The sequence below is a fragment of the Ensifer sp. ENS09 genome, from assembly GCF_014852425.1.
In the GTDB taxonomy this organism is placed as follows: Bacteria; Pseudomonadota; Alphaproteobacteria; order Rhizobiales; family Rhizobiaceae; genus Ensifer.
Genome location: NZ_JACVBP010000004.1, coordinates 672,468 through 688,322 on the forward strand (window position 1 = coordinate 672,468; position 15,855 = coordinate 688,322).

General features: G+C 61.4%; 17 protein-coding genes. 4 read left to right on the forward strand and 13 right to left on the reverse strand.

Annotation, left to right across the window (positions count from 1 at the left end):
* The first annotated feature begins 98 nt into the window (after window positions 1-98).
* The gene (locus IB267_RS23445) at window positions 99-560 is read left to right on the forward strand and encodes a histidine kinase (RefSeq protein ID WP_192449809.1); all 462 of its coding nucleotides are present in this window, start codon (window positions 99-101) and stop codon (window positions 558-560) included.
* A gap of 102 nt (window positions 561-662) precedes the next feature.
* Here IB267_RS23445 and ppk2 read toward each other — a convergent pair whose 3' ends face one another.
* The 4 genes from ppk2 to IB267_RS23465 form a co-directional block, all read right to left on the reverse strand.
* Entirely contained in the window at window positions 663-1,517 is an 855-nt protein-coding gene (gene ppk2 / locus IB267_RS23450) for a polyphosphate kinase 2 (protein ID WP_192449810.1), read from the reverse strand.
* Window positions 1,504-3,267 (reverse strand): SulP family inorganic anion transporter, encoded by a 1,764-nt coding sequence (locus IB267_RS23455; protein WP_192449811.1) that lies wholly within the window; start codon window positions 3,265-3,267, stop codon window positions 1,504-1,506. Before IB267_RS23455 ends, ppk2 begins: the two co-directional genes overlap by 14 nt.
* Before the next feature lie 250 nt (window positions 3,268-3,517).
* A complete protein-coding gene (locus IB267_RS23460) occupies window positions 3,518-3,988 on the reverse strand; it encodes a BA14K family protein (protein WP_192449812.1) in 471 nt (156 codons plus the stop codon).
* A 100-nt stretch (window positions 3,989-4,088) separates the two neighbouring features.
* The gene (locus IB267_RS23465; RefSeq protein WP_192449813.1) at window positions 4,089-4,499 is read right to left on the reverse strand and encodes a hypothetical protein; all 411 of its coding nucleotides are present in this window, start codon (window positions 4,497-4,499) and stop codon (window positions 4,089-4,091) included.
* Between the two features lie 208 nt (window positions 4,500-4,707).
* Between IB267_RS23465 and IB267_RS23470 the strand changes: the two genes are divergently transcribed.
* Window positions 4,708-5,115, forward strand: coding sequence for an ankyrin repeat domain-containing protein (locus IB267_RS23470; protein WP_256436971.1), 408 nt, complete (start codon window positions 4,708-4,710; stop codon window positions 5,113-5,115).
* Window positions 5,116-5,170: 55 nt separating this feature from the next.
* Here the strand turns inward: IB267_RS23470 and IB267_RS23475 are convergent, their stop codons facing one another.
* Complete coding sequence (locus IB267_RS23475; RefSeq protein WP_192449815.1) at window positions 5,171-6,136, reverse strand: alpha/beta fold hydrolase; 966 nt, start codon at window positions 6,134-6,136, stop codon at window positions 5,171-5,173.
* A gap of 101 nt (window positions 6,137-6,237) precedes the next feature.
* On the opposite strand from IB267_RS23475, the gene IB267_RS23480 reads away from it, so the two are divergent.
* The gene (locus tag IB267_RS23480) at window positions 6,238-6,696 is read left to right on the forward strand and encodes an Rrf2 family transcriptional regulator (RefSeq protein WP_192449816.1); all 459 of its coding nucleotides are present in this window, start codon (window positions 6,238-6,240) and stop codon (window positions 6,694-6,696) included.
* Between the two features lie 196 nt (window positions 6,697-6,892).
* Here IB267_RS23480 and IB267_RS23485 read toward each other — a convergent pair whose 3' ends face one another.
* From IB267_RS23485 to IB267_RS23510, 6 genes are all read right to left on the reverse strand, one after another.
* The gene (locus tag IB267_RS23485; protein ID WP_192449817.1) at window positions 6,893-7,777 is read right to left on the reverse strand and encodes a DMT family transporter; all 885 of its coding nucleotides are present in this window, start codon (window positions 7,775-7,777) and stop codon (window positions 6,893-6,895) included.
* Window positions 7,778-7,960: 183 nt separating this feature from the next.
* Window positions 7,961-8,311, reverse strand: a complete 351-nt coding sequence (locus tag IB267_RS23490) for a ribbon-helix-helix domain-containing protein (RefSeq protein ID WP_060520550.1) — start codon at window positions 8,309-8,311, stop codon at window positions 7,961-7,963.
* A gap of 24 nt (window positions 8,312-8,335) precedes the next feature.
* The gene (locus IB267_RS23495) at window positions 8,336-8,932 is read right to left on the reverse strand and encodes a DJ-1/PfpI family protein (RefSeq protein ID WP_192449818.1); all 597 of its coding nucleotides are present in this window, start codon (window positions 8,930-8,932) and stop codon (window positions 8,336-8,338) included.
* Between the two features lie 98 nt (window positions 8,933-9,030).
* On the reverse strand, window positions 9,031-10,257 hold the full coding sequence (locus tag IB267_RS23500; RefSeq protein WP_192449819.1) for a bifunctional alpha/beta hydrolase/OsmC family protein: 1,227 nt from the start codon (window positions 10,255-10,257) through the stop codon (window positions 9,031-9,033).
* Window positions 10,258-10,397: 140 nt separating this feature from the next.
* Window positions 10,398-10,904: a peptide-methionine (S)-S-oxide reductase MsrA gene (gene msrA, locus IB267_RS23505; protein WP_192449820.1), complete on the reverse strand. Its 507-nt coding sequence runs from the start codon at window positions 10,902-10,904 to the stop codon at window positions 10,398-10,400.
* Window positions 10,905-11,075: 171 nt separating this feature from the next.
* Complete coding sequence (locus tag IB267_RS23510) at window positions 11,076-12,092, reverse strand: NAD-dependent epimerase/dehydratase family protein (RefSeq protein ID WP_192449821.1); 1,017 nt, start codon at window positions 12,090-12,092, stop codon at window positions 11,076-11,078.
* A gap of 429 nt (window positions 12,093-12,521) precedes the next feature.
* Between IB267_RS23510 and IB267_RS23515 the strand changes: the two genes are divergently transcribed.
* A complete protein-coding gene (locus IB267_RS23515; RefSeq protein ID WP_246764840.1) occupies window positions 12,522-13,259 on the forward strand; it encodes a response regulator transcription factor in 738 nt (245 codons plus the stop codon).
* Window positions 13,260-13,462: 203 nt separating this feature from the next.
* On the opposite strand, the gene IB267_RS23520 is transcribed toward IB267_RS23515, so the two are convergent.
* Both IB267_RS23520 and IB267_RS23525 read right to left on the reverse strand, forming a co-directional pair.
* On the reverse strand, window positions 13,463-14,128 hold the full coding sequence (locus tag IB267_RS23520; RefSeq protein WP_192449822.1) for a response regulator transcription factor: 666 nt from the start codon (window positions 14,126-14,128) through the stop codon (window positions 13,463-13,465).
* Window positions 14,121-15,596: a sensor histidine kinase gene (locus IB267_RS23525; RefSeq protein WP_371742614.1), complete on the reverse strand. Its 1,476-nt coding sequence runs from the start codon at window positions 15,594-15,596 to the stop codon at window positions 14,121-14,123. Before IB267_RS23525 ends, IB267_RS23520 begins: the two co-directional genes overlap by 8 nt.
* Between the last annotated feature and the right edge of the window lie 259 nt (window positions 15,597-15,855).

Genomic DNA, 15,855 nt, shown 5'->3' on the forward strand with positions numbered 1-15,855 from the left:
CTTGGGTGTAACTGCGGGACGTTCCTGGTCATGCGATGTGCGGAAAGCGTGTACCGCCTGGTCACAGAGCGCCCAATAGCTTGAAGTGGATCGATGTGATGTCTGACAACAAGAATGCAGGCGCACCTCCGAGTGCACAGGACCTTAGAATGCAGATGCTCCAGCGTGAAATGGACGAGATGGACAAGGAGCGGCGGCTGAAGGCCATCGAAGAGCAAAAGCACGCTGACTTTGCAGCGGATTTTCTCAAGAAACAGGTAACGGAAGAGGAAATCGCCATCGTCCGCCGGCTGGTCGCGAACGCCGTGAAGGCCGGCAAGTTCGAAGCGATGGTCTACAGCTTCCCGTCCGAGCTTTGCACCGACAGCGGCCGCGCGATCAACAGTGGCGACCGAGATTGGCCGAACACACTGCAGGGAAAAGCAAAGGAGTTCTTTGACCGCTACCAGAGCTTCGGCAAGCCAAGTGGCTATAAGTTGAAGGCGATGATCATCAACTTCCCGGGCGGGGTACCCGGTGACGTCGGGTTCTTTCTGAACTGGGCTCCCGATAAAGCCTGAGGCCAGCCAACCCGGACGCGGATCGAGCAACAGCGCGCTCCCCGCCCCGGGCGGCCGATCGACAGCTGAGCGCCCGCACTTCCAGTTGCGGGCTTTGCCGAGCTAGAAAACGTCTGGCACATTCCTGCGCACATGATCGTCCTCCGCAAAACCATCCGGCCGCTTCTGGCGCTTGCCGAGGTCGGGCTCGGTGAATTTGACGCGCTCATATGGAATGGACGAGAGAATGTGCGAGATGCAATTGATGCGGGCTCGCTTCTTGTCATCCGACGGCACGATCCACCAGGGCGCAAATTCGGTGTCCGTCATGCGGATCATCTCGTTGTAGGCACGAGTATAGTCCCACCAGCGGCGATAGGATTCAACGTCCATCGGGCTGAGTTTCCATTGGCGCAGCGGATCGGCAATGCGCTGCCGAAAGCGCTTTTCCTGTTCCTTCTCGCTAACGTCGAGGAAGTATTTGAGCAGGATGATGCCGCTTTCGACCATGGCCGCTTCGAAACGTGGCGCGAGCTCGAGGAAGCGCCGGGCGCTGTCGTCCGAGCAGAAGCCCATGACGCGTTCGACGCCGGGACGGTTGTACCAGGAGCGGTCGAAGATCACGATTTCGCCGGCGGCCGGCAGGTGCTGGATATAGCGCTGCATGTAGATCTGCGACTTCTCGCGGTCGGTCGGCGCAGGCAGCGCGGTAACGCGGAAGACGCGGGGGCTGACACGCTCGGTCAGCCGCTTGATCACGCCGCCCTTGCCGGCCGCATCGCGGCCCTCGAAGACGATCACGATGCGCGCGCCGGTTTTCTTCACCCAGGCCTGCAGATGGGCGGTCTCCTGCTGCAGCCGGGCGAGCTCCTTGGCATATGCCTCGGACGACGATTCTTCCGAGGACGTTGCGTCCGCGGCTATTTCGCCTTCGTTCTTGTCTTTGCCCTTCTTCTTCTTGCCGTCATGCTTGCCCATTCTTCCCTCCCGTTTGGACATGGTCATCTGGCTTGATTTCGACGGAAGCGGCCGGCTGGTCGGCGTTCCGCCCGTATTTGGCCTCGTAGGCGTCGAGCGCATCTTCCATCCCCTCGAAGATCATGCCCGGGCCGATCTTCTCGACGACCCCGGACCGCTCGAGCAGGGCGCGCGCATCGGTGTGCAACTCGGCAAGGCCAAGCGTGATACCGCGGCTCGTCAGGTCGTCTTGCAACTCGCCAAGCATGTCCGCGGCGGTGCTGTCGATTTGCGGGATGGCGCTCGCATCGATCACCAGCCAGCGAGTAGGTTTCGGCAGGCTCTCGGCGATCACCTCGAGGCGCTCGCGGACGTAATCGGCGTTATAGAAAAGCAGACTATCTTGAACCATGCAGGCACCGAAGCCTGGAACCGGGCGTGCCTCGGTCATGCGATGCAGCTTGTAGAAGCCGTCGCGCCCGGGGATGCGGCCCAGCATGGCGTCGTGCGGATACATGGTCTGCAAGATGAGGTAGACCAGTGTTGCAGCGATGGCGATGACCACGCCGTTCAGCACGCCGAGGCCGATCGGTCCCCAAAGGGCAATCAGCGCGAAAATGAACTCGATGCGGTTGACGGTCCAGATCCGTCTGAGGCCGTCGATGTCGATCAGGCTGAGCGCCGTTGCCGCAAGGATCGCCCCGAGCGCGGCGACCGGCAGAATGCGAAGGACGTCACCAAGAAAGAGCAGCACCACCATCAGGGTCCCTGCCGCAACGAGGCTCGCGATCTGCGAACGCCCACCCACGGCGAAGTTCACGGCCGTGCGTGAATCCGAGGCGGTCACTGGAAACGTCCCGAACAGTCCTGCCGCAATGTTGGCGGCGCCGAAGCCGCTCAGTTCACGGTTCGGATCGACGCGGTAGCCGCCGAGCGCCGCAAAGCTGCGCGCTGCGATGACGCCGGAACCGAAACTGACGAGGAAGATTGCCGCGCCGCCGGTCAGCAATCCATCGATCGGCAGACCCTCCAGACGAGGCAGGACGAAGGTCGGCAAGCCGTCGGGAATGTTGCCGACGACCGTCATGCCGCGCCCTTCGAAGTCGAAGAGATATGACAACAACACCGCGACGAAGACGACGATAACAGGACCTGGAACGGGTGAGCGATAGAAGCGGGCGACCTGCAGCAGCGCAAAACACGCCAAGGCAAACACCAGAGTGGGCCAGTGGATGGAGCCGGCCTGCCTCAGAAGTTCGAGAATAGGGCTGATCAGCCCGTCCGACTCGATCTGGACGCCGGTGACGCGCTTGATCTGTCCAACCAGAATCGAGAGGGAAATTCCAGCAAAGAAGCCTGTGAGGATCGGGCGCGAAAGAAAGGTCGCGAGCACGCCGAGACGGACGAGGCGTGCAATCAGGCAGAGGATGCCGACGATGAGGGCCAGCAGGGCCGCCGCCGTTACGCGGTCAGCGCCACCGGCAGAGGAGGCGAATACCGTCGTTAGCACGGCCGCCAGCACCGTCATCGTCGCCGCATCCGGTCCGACGATGAGTTGCCGCGACGGACCGAAAAGGGCGTAGGCGACAAGCGGCGTGATGCTCGCATAAAGGCCCGTCTCGGGCGGCAGCCCGGCGATGGCGGGATAGGCGATGGCGCTCGGCAATCCGACCGCGGCAATGGCGACGCCTGCGGAAATGTCACTGCGCAACCAACTTCCCTGATACCCCTTAAGGTTGTCCAGAAGCGGCAGGCGAGGCAGGTTCAGCATGCTGACGGTCCCCGGGGGCACAGCCCTCTTAAAGTGCTCTAAACGCTACAAATCAGGCCGCGCGGGAAGCGCAAACAATGCACTCTACCATTGCGTACATTAGGGTTGCAAAACTTTCCTTTCATCGGCTTCGACAAAAAGAATAAAAGTTGCAGACAATTAGAGGTGGCCTGCCGCGTCGATCCGGCAAGCGCCGGACCGAGGGATCTGCACGAAGTCATGAATCCCGTGTCAGCCGGGCGTCAACGCTTCAGTAGTAGGGGGAGACACACGCCTGGCGCGGACCGTAATACGGCTGGAACGTGTCGTCATAGGCCCTGTAGGACCGGTAACGAGCGTAGCACCAGCGGGTGTGCGCGCTGCCTCCATAATAGGTTTGGCGATAGTAGCGCGGCGCATAGTAACGCGGGGCGGAATAGGTCGGGCCGTAATAGCCTTCGTCATAATAGCCCGGGCCATAATAGCGAGGCCGCGCGAGCAGCCCGCCGATGATCGCGCCGGTTGCCAATCCGCCGAGCGCCCACGCCCAGTCATCGCCACCGCCGTGGTGATGCCCGTGGTTGTAGCCGCCGTGATAGCCGCCGCCGTGGTGCCTGTACTGAACCGGTTGGGCTTGTGATGCCTCGATCTCCGCCGTAACGGCTGGAGGAAATGCCATGGCCGGCGGAACACTCGTCTCTACCGCCGCCAGTGACAAGGCAAAGATTGCTAGCCTCTTCATTGGCTTCACCTTCTTTCCACCCCGCGCCCGATTATAGCGCGGAACCGGTTCGATAGCACTTCGTTTTCCAGGTGCTTCCGCCGCCCGACTAAGCGGCTGTCTATTTGACGACAGTCACGCTCAATACGCCTTCTTCGATCTTTCCGGCTTCATAGGGGGAGCGAATGATGAGCCGGTCGCGGCCGGTATAGCCGGGGTTCGGCGTATAGTAGGCGACGACGCCGTTCACCTTGGTCGTAGCGCATTTCGACTGCTTGCCGTCCAGTTTTGGATAGACCGGTTCGTGGACGATTTCGAGGCGGCCATGCTTGGGCTTTTCAGCAATTGTCATCGCAGGATAGTCGATCTGGCTGCAATCGTCGTTGATGTGCCAGTTCTTGGCCACAGGCGTCTTCACCCCGCTGCGCACGGTGATCGACAGTGTCTGCTGCCGGGAACGCTCGGAGGCCGTCGTGCAGGCCGATAACGTGACAGCGGCCGCGGCCAATAGAAGATATCTAACGGTTTTCACTGGGATCCTGAGGTTTCTTTGAGGCCGGCTTTAAGTTTCGTGAGGCGAGAGCGGTCTTTTCTCATCGAGATGTGCCCCTCGGCCCCACGCGTTTTACGTGTGCGATCATGCATATCTTCGTGCCGCGACATAGAGGCGCGCCTAAGCCTTTAAAAGATGCCACCAGACTTTTCGTGAGAATCTAAGCGGCGTCGGCCATTGCGACGGGCTGGCGGAGGCGGTTCGTGCGCTTCTGGAAGCGGGTGCCGACATGACGCTCGTCGACCACTTCATGCGCGCCCACCCGGCGCACAAAGCGGCCTATATGGGCAGGTCCGATGTCATAACGGCGCTGGTGGCGCATCCGCGCTTCGCCGAGATCGCGGATATCCAGGGGCCGTTCAACGGTTACACCGCGCCGCACGATGCGGTGTGGATGGGGCATGCCGATACCGTTGCCATCCTGTTCGACGACGGCGTGTCTCTCGCGCCACGCGGCCATGACGGCCAGACCGCGGCCGAGATGGCGCGTGCCTTTGGTTTCGAGACGGTTCGCGCGATGCTGGACGAGGCTTCGCGACGCCGCACCGTGCCGGATCAGTTGGGGGCCGAGGTCATTTCACCCGCTCTTGCCTGATAGCGCGCCACGACGGCGATAAACGCCGTCGTGGTATTGTCTTGCCGCCTACCTTTCAAATCTGTCTGGCAAACCGGATGAGGGCCTCGCTCACGATATCGGGGCGTTCCTGCGGCAGCCAATGGCCACTGCCGGGCACGATGATGTTCTCCTTGAGCTGTGGGACGAGTTGCGGCATTGCATCGACGATAGCCCGCATCCCGGGGATGGCGAGGCCCGTATCGCGTTCGCCAGTCATGAACAGGGCGGGAATGCCGACCTTCACGCCGGCGAAGGCGGCCTGCAACTGCCAATTGCGATCGAGGTTTCGATAGTAGTTCAACCCGCCGCGAAAACCGGTCGTGGCAAAGGCGCTGATATAGGCGTTGAGATCAGCAGCGGTCAGCCAACGCGGCATGCTGTCGGGCAGGGCCCCAAGCAGTCCATGCCGGCGCGATACCATGCCGAACGGATTGGGCGTCTGGTCTCCGGGCTGTCGCGGGCCGGCGTCGCCGGAAGCGGCAAAGAGGATCTTTCGCAGCGTCTGGCCGACGTCACGCTCCAGTTCCGCCTCGGCGACGCCGGGCTCCTGAAAATAGAGCGTGTACAACTCGGCCTCGTCGGTCTGCGGGAAGATCCGGGTGGGCGGAACGGGCGGCTGGCCCATCATCGGCACGCTCAAGGCGACGACGCCATGGAAACGGTCGGGCCGCATCTGTGCGGCCTGCCAGGCAACGGTCGCGCCCCAGTCGTTGCCGACGAGGATGGCCACCGGCACATCAAGGGCGTCCAGCAGAGCGATCAGATCGCCGACGATGTGAAACAAGCTGTATTCGTCGACCGAGGACGGGCATTCCGTGAGGCCGTAGCCACGCAAGTCAGGCGCGATTGCGCGAAAGCCGGCCTCTGCAAGTGCCGCTACCTGGTGTCGCCAGGCATGCGAGGTCTCCGGGAAGCCGTGGCAGAGAAGAACGGCTGGCCCGTTTCCCTGTTCGATAAAGCCCATGCGGATGGTTCGGGTCTGGATTGTCCGGGCCTGCATCTTCGTTCCTTCTCGACACTCTTATACTGTAATTGTATAAGTTACGGAAACGGATGGCGTCAAGAGTGCGTAACTTACAATGTTACGCTATGGGGAATGGAATGAAGCAAGATAGCCGGTTGGCGCGGATGATCCATGTGCTCATACACATGGCATTGCTCGGGGGAAGGGAGACGTCGGAGACCATCGCCAAGATGCTGAACACCAACCCGGTGGTCGTCCGCCGGACGATGGGGGCGTTGAAGCGCAAGGGCGTCGTCGGTTCCGAAGGCGGTCGGGGAGGGGGCTGGGCGCTCCTGGTGCCGCTTGAGGCGTTGACGGTGCTGGATGTGCAGCGGGCGCTCGATGACGGGCAGGTTTTGGCGGCCGGCGTGTCGGAGGACCATCCGACCTGCCCGGTTGAGCGCGCAGCGAATGCGGCGCTGGTGGACGCCTTCGAACAGGCGGAGCGGACCCTGCTGCGGGAGTTTGCCGAACTCAAGCTTTCGACGATTGCGGAGCGGGCGATGCAGGATGCTGCGGGGTCTCAGCGGGCAACGCACCTGGATCATCAAGCCTGAAGGCTCCACGCATGTGGGCGATGAGCAGGCGAAGCGGCAGCATCGAGCGAGATTGTGGTCAGGCCCTTTCGCCAAAACTGAGCGGGCGGCTCTGCGTGATCGTCCGGTAGGACAAGCGGCTTGATCTTGGCCTTCGCAAAACGTTGGCTGCTCTCAAATCCCTATCGGCGCCAGAGCGGCCAATGAGCGAGCAGGACTAGGGGCGCGATGCCGACGACCGTCTCGTCAGTTGATGCTCGCGCCAGATCGTGAAGAGACCGGCGCCGACGACGATGAGCGCGCCGACGATCATGTTGTGGGTTATCGTCTCGCCGAAGAGCATGACGGCGAAGATCACGTTGAGGACCAGCTGGAAATAGGTAACGGGCTGGACTTCGGCCGCTGGCAGCAGTCCGTAGGCTTTGATGAGGAAAAAGTGGCTGAGGGTGCCGCAGACGCAAAGCGCGGCAAGCGCAAACCAATCGGACGGCACCACCTCTGTCCAGTAGAACGGGCCGATCAACGAAATCGCCACGGCGCCGACAACACCGGCATAAAACAGGCTCGTGACGGCCGAGTCCTCGTGACTGACGGCGCGGGTGGCGATGCTGTAGAGCGCGAAAAGCACGGATGCTGCGAGGGGCAGAAGCAGCGACATGTCGAAGTGTACGTTCACGGGATTGATGATCACCAGAACGCCGATCAGGCCGATCAGAATGGCCGCGCCGCGCCGCCATCCCACCGTCTCCCCGAGAAGCGGGATCGAGAGGATGGTGATGATCAGCGGCGTCGCCTGGAAGATCGACTGGCTCATGGCGAGCCCGGCGTGAACATAGGAAATGACGATGACGACGATTTCGGCGACGAGCAGCAGGCCTCGCACGACCTGCAGCCAGGGATGACGCGTCTGAGCGGTCTTGCGAAGTCCACCCGACGACGAGGCGGCGAAGGCGAAAACAAAGAGCGCGAACGCCCAGAACCGGATCATCGTGATGAACAATGCGGGGTAGCGGTCGCCAAGATACTTGGTGATGGCGTCCTGGCCAGCAAAGATGCAAATGGCAAGGAAGGCAAACAGATAACCGCGGGTCTTGGGGCTCATCGCATTACAAACTCAGAATCACTGTCCCCTTGATTAGCATAGTCTTGTCGCTGCGGATTGAACCAAACGTCATCGCGAGCCAAACGACTTCCGTTTTACGATCGGGGATCCGCGGCAGCAGTCGGTCAGGCGAGGGGCGCGCCGAGCCGGGGCTGCCCCTGCGAAGGGGCAGCCTGCCTCGCCTCAATGGTATTTTTCCTGCTCGCGCGTGAGGATCGCAGGGGCGTTCAGCCCGGCGATCGGCTGGTTGACATCCGTCGGAATGTCGCCAGACAGCTGCAGGTCGAGGTAGCGCGCGCAGCAGACCCTCAGGAACGACGTGAAGTTTCCGAGGTCATGCCCGGCATCGATGGACTCGTGGTGCAGCTTGGTGATCAGCTGCGTGACGTTCATGCGATCGCGCCGGGCGATTTCCTCAAGCTTCGACCAGAAGAAGTTCTCCAGCCGGACGCTCGTCACCATGCCATCGATGCGCAGCGACCGGGTGGTGCTTTCCCAGAGCCGCGCATCCGCCTTTATGAACAACTCGCACATCTCGCCCCTCCCGTGGCTGCCGCCTCAGGCGGCGTCTGTTTGTAGCAGGGCCGAGGCGTCGAGCACAGCCATGAACTGGCGCAGCCACGACGGGTGGGCGGGCCATGCCGGCGCGGTAACGAGGTTGCCGTCGGCGACCGCGTCGCTGATCGCGATATCCGCATAGATGCCGCCGGCAAGTTCGACCTCCGGGCGGCACGCAGGGTAGGCTGAGCAGGTGCGGCCCTTCAACACACCGGCCGCCGCCAGCAGCTGCGCGCCGTGGCAGATGGCCGCCACCGGTTTTCCCGCGGCGAAAAAGTGCTGGACGGCCTTGATGACGTCCGGGTTGAGACGCAGATATTCGGGCGCGCGGCCGCCCGGTATGACCAGCGCGTCGTAATCTTCGGCACGAATGGCGGAGAAGGTGGCGTTGAGTGCGAAATTATGGCCGCGCTTTTCGGAGTAGGTCTGGTCGCCTTCGAAATCATGGATCGCGGTCGCGACCGTCTCGCCGGCATTCTTGCCGGGGCAGACGGCATGCACCGTGTAGCCGCACGCAAGCAACGTCTGAAACGGGACCATCGTTTCATAGTCTTCGGTGAAATCACCGGTGATCATCAGAATTTTCGAGTTTGCCATTTGTTTCCTCCCAAAAACCAATGGGCGGAGCTTAGCAACGCGGGCAAAGCAACGGGTACTAGCGGAATACTACAAAGAAAAATTCTGCCGCCTGCAGATTACTTCACCGCCGTCGTTATCCTGGCGATACCTTCGAGCGTGCGATGGACCGGGCACTTGTCGGCAATCTCTTCGATCTTGCTGCGAAGCTCGTCCGCGACCTCGCCCTCAATCGATATGAGCCGCTCGAACCGGTCGATCTTCCCGCCGTCGGCACGCTCCGATGCGGCGCAGTCTTCGCAATCCCGCGCATGGATCTTGGAATGCGAGACCTCCACCTTGATGCGCCCGAGCGGCAGCTTCTTGTGGTCGGCGTAAAGGCGCAGCGTCATCGAGGTGCAGGCCGCGAGCCCGATCGACAGGTAATCGTAAGGCGATGGTCCGGAATCGAACCCGCCCACGCTTTGCGGCTCGTCGGCAAAGAGGCGATGCCTGCCGGCTTGAACCGAGTTCTGAAACTTCCCTTCGCCCGTTTCCGTCACCTGGACCTGTTCCACTGGCTTCGTGCCCTGCGGACTGTCGGCCACGAGATAGCGGCTCAGCCACTCTGCAATCACCCGGGCGGCGTATGCGGCATCGGCAGGATCGGTGAGCAGATGGTCGGCCTTGTCCAGTGAAACGAAGCTCTTGGGATGTTTGGCCGCATGGAAGAGGTCGCTGGCGTTTTCGATGCCGACCGTTTGATCCAGCGGCGCGTGGAGAATGAGAACGGGTTTCCTGAGCGTCGCCACAGCCTCGTGAAGGCGCTGGGCGCAGGCGTCATCGACGAACTGCTTTTTGATCAGGAACCTGCGACCGGCCAGATCGACCTCGGCGGCGCCGTTCTCTCGGATCGCCTCAAGGCTCGCTCCGAAGTTCTTCAGCACATGGCCGACGTCGGCGGGTGCGCCGATCGTGGCCACGGCGCGGATTTCGGGAATTTCCTTGGCAACCGCAAAGACGGCAGCCCCGCCAAGCGAATGGCCGATCAGGAGCGACGGCGCTTCGAAGTGTCGCCGCAGATAGTCGGCGGCCGAACGAAGGTCGGCGATGTTGGAGGAGAAATTCGTCGAGGCGAACTCGCCCTCACTTGATCCGAGGCCGGTGAAATCGAAGCGCAGGACGGCGATCCCTTCGCGCGCAAGCTCGGCCGAGATCTGACGCGCCGCCGCCAGATCCTTGGAGCAGGTGAAGCAGTGGGCGAAAATCGCATAGGCCCGTACCGGGCCGTTTGGAAGGTCGAGGCGGGCGCCGAGAGTTGCGCCGGAATGTCCGGTAAATTCAAGTCGCTGACTGTTGAAGTTCATGTGATGCTCCAGAAAGGAGAACAATCATCCCAAGGGCGCAACGACTGTCCTGAACGCGAATGATGCGGCCGGCGTCCATGTCCGCAGACCCTGGCGGTTTCATGCGGACATGGCTCTATCAGGTGCTCGACCGGCGTCGGTTACTCCGCTGCGGACCGTCGCGGCAGCACCCAGTTCGGGCGCGGGAAGTGGCAGGTGTAGCCGTTGGGATAACGCTCCAGGTAATCCTGGTGCTCCGGCTCCGCCTGCCAAAAATCGCCGACAGGTTCGAGCTCCGTCACCACCTGGCCCGGCCACAGGCCGGAGGCTTCCACATCGGCGATGGTGTCCTCGGCAATGCGCTTCTGTTCGTCATCGACATAGTAGATCGCCGAACGATAGGAGGTGCCGATGTCGTTGCCCTGGCGGTTTTTCGTCGTGGGGTCGTGGATCTGGAAGAACAGTTCCAGAATCCGCCGATAGGAGGTCTTCGCCGGATCGTAGAATATCTCGATGCCCTCGGCATGGGTTCCGTGGTTGCGATAGGTGGCATTGGGCACATCGCCGCCGGTGTAGCCCACGCGGGTGCCGGTGACGCCGGGAAGCCTGCGGATCAGATCCTGTATTCCCCAGAAGCAACCGCCGGCCAGAACAGCTCTCTCGGTCATTCAGATATCCTCCACCTGTTTCATGAGCGCTTCTTCGCTTTTGTCTCGCACTGGCCGCGGCCAGCGCCGGAGACGGAACCGTAATATAGGAACGCATGCCGCCAAGATCACGGGGTTGGTTCCAAATCTGCGTTTCGGCTCGGCACGTGTGGGGTTTCCGAAGCCACGGGTTCAACAGGCGATCGGTATCGCTTCCGGAAGCTGCAGCGCGCGATCGTCTCTCTCGTAGTCGAAATGCTCATTTGGATATGCGGCAAGCTGCGGCAGGCGCTCTTGCCAATTGTCGCTCCTGACATGCTCTACTAGCCATCGGATGGCGGGTTTGACCGATTGTTCGTAGGTGGCAGTCGGGTCTGCCGTGCCTGCAACTATCATGGGCGAGGGGATCGACCAGGGCGTCGCACCAAAAACAGGTGGATAAACGGGCGCCTCCGGCAAGCCGATAAGCTCTGCCCGCCGACCCAGAATGTTCATGATGGCGTGGCCGATTTCCGCAACGGTGGGGCTGTCGGCGTCGGAAACATTGGCGATCGGCGGCAACTGTCCATCGGCTGCCTGAAGCACGGCGTTGGCGATGGCGGCCACGGATGTCGTCTGGAACTGGCTCCGGCCACCATAGGCCAAGGGAATAGCGGTTCGGCCGTCCAGCAGCCTTTTGACGAACCACCATTCGCGGGCGTGTCTGCTTTCTGGGCCGTGAATGGCGCAGGGGCGCAGGATCGTGACCGGGCAGCCGGCGCGGCCCAGAAGTGTCTGTTCCATCGCCGCTTTTCGCGTCGAGTAGGTCTCCGGCCCGGGGGCAACAGTTGGGCTCTCTTCGGTCAACGGTCCGGCGAAAACCGGAAATCCGCAGTCCGCGGCTTCGTCCAGTGTTCGCCCTTCGAGGTCTCGATAAACACTTGCGCTTGAGATCGCGACGATGCGACCGGCGGATTTCCCCGCCTCTGCTAAACATTCGGCATCGGTCGCGTCGAAGGCGACGCAAGACAGCAGTGCATCGGTGTCCGAACCAACGACGGCGCGCAGTCGATCGACATCCCGAGCGTCGACTTCGACGTGGTGGCAGCCTTCCGGCAACGTCGTGGCGCGCCGGCTGGCGACTGTCACATCCCAGGCTTCGCCGACCAGCCGGCGGGCCGTCGCAAGGCCGATCTGTCCGGTTCCACCAACAATGACGGCTCTGGGCATCGCGAGGTCCTTTGCGCGTTTTCCACGTTTCACCACCCATTCGGCCAATGTCGGCGGCATCCGAGCCATAAGGAGATCGGGCAGCGCGCATTGAAATAGACCGTCCTGCCGACGGCAAGGCCTTTGATAAGCGGATTTGTTCCGACATGTGGCCGCAGATGTGCCGATCGGCGAACAGGGGCTTTGCGCGGCGACGCCACTTCTCGCTCAGCGGCTCGTCAAACCCCTAAAATTAACCTATGTTTAAGCATGCACTTTAAAATTGAGTTCTTCTGTAATAGTATTTGAGGATCGGAGGGCGGGGAGGTCATTCGAACCCGCGCGTACCGAATGAACGAGGATGCGCGAAGCTTTGTGCGGGGCGCCTTAATTTTCGTATGTATTGATATTCGATATCGAATGTATTCGTTCGTAACTGCATAAATTTGAATGCGTAATTTCTCTGCGATTTTGCAATGTAATTTTATTACTGTTTCTAATTTCGGGCTGGTTTCCATGTGTATTTCCGTGGCATTTGTCGATGATCACCCTATTTTGCTTGACGGCTTAATCAGCGTATTTTCCGCAAAGAGCGATCTGGAGATCGTTGCGAAGGGTGAGAACGCTGTCGACGCTTTAAGAATTGTCGAAGATCATTCGCCGCGCGTGCTGGTCCTCGATCTCAGCATGCCGGGGGATGCGGTTGCGGCCATTGAGTTGATTGCTCGAAAATACCAGGGCACGCGCATCATCGTTTTCACGGCAAATTCAAGCATAGAAACGGCGATCCAGGTGCTAAACTACGGCGTTGCCGGCTATGTGCTCAAGGGCAGCAGGGCCAGCGACCTGCACCAGGCGATCCGCATGGTCTATGACGGGGAGACTTTCATTTCGGCAGGCTTTGCCACCAAGGTCATCATGGCGATGAAGACCGCGGAGATGCGCCGGCGCGAACAGGCCCAGCAGCGCCTCAGCCTTCGCGAAGAGCAGATCGTCCGTCACCTGATGCGTGGCAGCACCAACCGAGAGATCGCGCGCTGTCTCGATATCAGCGAGAAGACGGTGAAGCACTACATGAGCGTGCTCATGCAGAAGCTCGATGCCAGGAACCGCCTGGAAGTGGTGCTGGCGGCTCAGCGGCTGGATGTGATCCCGAAGGGTGCCGGCGAGGGCGAGCGGATTAACTAGAGCATGTCGCCCAAACGTGCGCCGCGGTTTTGCGATAACGGCATTCGCCAAATCAACAACTGAACGCGCACCGATTGAGCCTGAAGGATCGCAACGCGCGTCAGGGCATCATGCGGCTGGAGAACCTGTGACCTGCCAGCGAGTTCGTTTCCGAGTCCGCGGTTTCGGCCAGATGCATGCACCAGCCCTGCCGGCGCTCCGGCTCACGTCTTGCTGTTTGCCGAAAGCTTCAGATGTCGCTGCGCCAGGAGTGCCGCTTCGACCCGGTTCTTGGCGCCGAGCTTGATGAGCAGCCGGCCGACATGGAATTTCACCGTCTTGATCTGCACGCTCATCTCCTCGGCGATCGTCCGGTTGGTGCAGCCGCGCCCCAGCAGGCGGAAGACGATCGCCTCCTTTGGCGTCAGCTTGTCGACCAGCCGCTCCACCCGATGCCCTTCGGTCCGATTGCGAATGACGCCGAACAGGCGCATGCCAAGTGCTGGCGAAAGATAGGCTCGCCCCTCGGCAACGGTCGAGATCGCCGTAATCAGGTCCAGCGCCGGCGCTCCCTTGAGCACGTAGCCGGCCGCACCGGCATCGAGTGCCTCCAAGACGTCGTCGTCCTCCTCCGACACGGTCAGCATCACGATCTTCGTCGTTGGCCATCGCGCCGAGATTTCACGGGCGGCGTCTATCCCGTTGCCGGGCATGGAGATGTCGAGCAATGCCACGTTCGGAAGAAAGTTTTCCACGAGCCGGAGCGCGTCCTCTTTCGAACCTCCTTCGCCGACGACGGCAAAGCGCTTGTGCGCTGACAGTGCCTGGAGAACGCCCATGCGAAAGAGTGCGTGGTCGTCGACGACGATGACCGACGATCGTTCATCCATCGAGCATTCCTCCCCCGAGATCCAGCGTCATCTGCAGTTCCGCCCCATCGCCTCGATGCACGAACTTTAACGTACCGCCAAGGCTTTCCACCCGTTGCTGAAGGCCGTGAATGCCTAGACCGCTGCCGTCCGGCTTGTCGCCGGGGCTGCGCTTGGCTGAAGGGCCGCCATGGTCGCGAACGCTGAGGTTCAGAACGGTGCCGTCGATGCGACAGCGCACCGCCTGGCCCTGGCCGTTCGCATGGCGGTGGGCGTTGTTCAGCCCTTCCTGAACGAAGCGGTAGATGCAGGTCTTGATAACCGGCGGGAGCGGCAAACTGCTGCCGCTACCCTTGATGGCCACTCGGGTTCCCGTTCGCGCCTCGTGCAGTTTCACTGCCCGCTCGATCACCCGGTCAAGGTCCAGATGCTCGATATCCGGGAGCAGCAACGACCGCGCGATCAGGCGAATTTCCTTCAGGGCTTCCTCCAGCGTGCCACAGATCACCTCCAGCGCCTCCTCACGCTCGGACTTGGACCGGGCGACGCGGACGGGCTCCGTCTGGAGGATGGCAAAGCCGATAAGCTGCGCGGGACCATCATGCAGATCCGCGCCAATCCCGCGAGTCAGACGTTCGTTGGAGTCCGTCATGCGCAAGGAGGCGATCCTTGCGCGATCACGCAGGACGCGGATTTCTTCGGAAACCCGCTCGGCCTCCTCGGCGCGCTGCTCCAGCCGCAGACGCTGCCGTTCGATCGTTGCGCTGCCGCGATGCACGATCGCGAGCAGTCCGAGCATGATGAGGGTGGATGCGCCGGCAACGACCGTCCAGCCCATCAGCCGCACTTCGAAGATCTCCCAGTGCAGGGTATCCGTGTCCTCGTGTATCTCCGCGACGGCAACCACGTCGCCGGTATCGGACCGGCGCAGCGGACTGTAAATTTCCAGATAACGTGTGCTCAGGCTGCGCAGCGTATGCTCGCTCGCCGTCAGGTCGGCATACTCTGCGGCAACCTCTCCCTTGAGTGCGCGCAGAAGCCCCGGCGGCGGATTGAAACGGCGGCCGATCAGTTCCTTGGACGTGGAGTAGGCGACCGACCCATCCGGAAGCCAGAGCTCGAAGTAGGGGAAGCGATCCTTGAATTGCGGTTCGGCAAAAAGCTCGTCGAGACGAAGCCGGCGCTCCGGCGAAAGCTGGCCCGTCTGGGCAAGGTCGTTGCCGGCGGGTTCGAGAATGCTCTGCATGAAGAGAGCCGTCGCGGCTGCGCGATCGACCGCCGCATTGTGAGACACTTCGCGAGAAATGAGATAGCCGGAGACGGCAGCGACCAGAAAGATCAGTACACCGCAGGCGAGCAGGAACTGCATGGAGAGGGTCTGCCGGCCAAACCATTGTCGTAGCGGCAGCAACAGCCGACGGCGGCCCACTAGCGCCGGCTCCGCTGGCGCGGCGATCTCATGCGAAATACCCCCTGAATGCTCCGTCACGCTGCGCGGTTTCCTCTCGGATTGCGTGCCGCGGAATGCAGTGCCCCGGCCAAGCCGCTTTCGCGATGATCGCACTATTCTGAAAAATTGAAAGAGCTACTCCAGTCAATTTCTACGGGAGAAAGAAGAACTGGACCTAAGTCCAGGTTTTTCATTGGACCAATGCCATCGGCGCACGTCCACTAGTCCGAAATCCGCTCCAACCTTCGTCGACAATCTCGTCCGACCTTGCGCCGTTTCTTTCGTCGGCGCCGAGGCT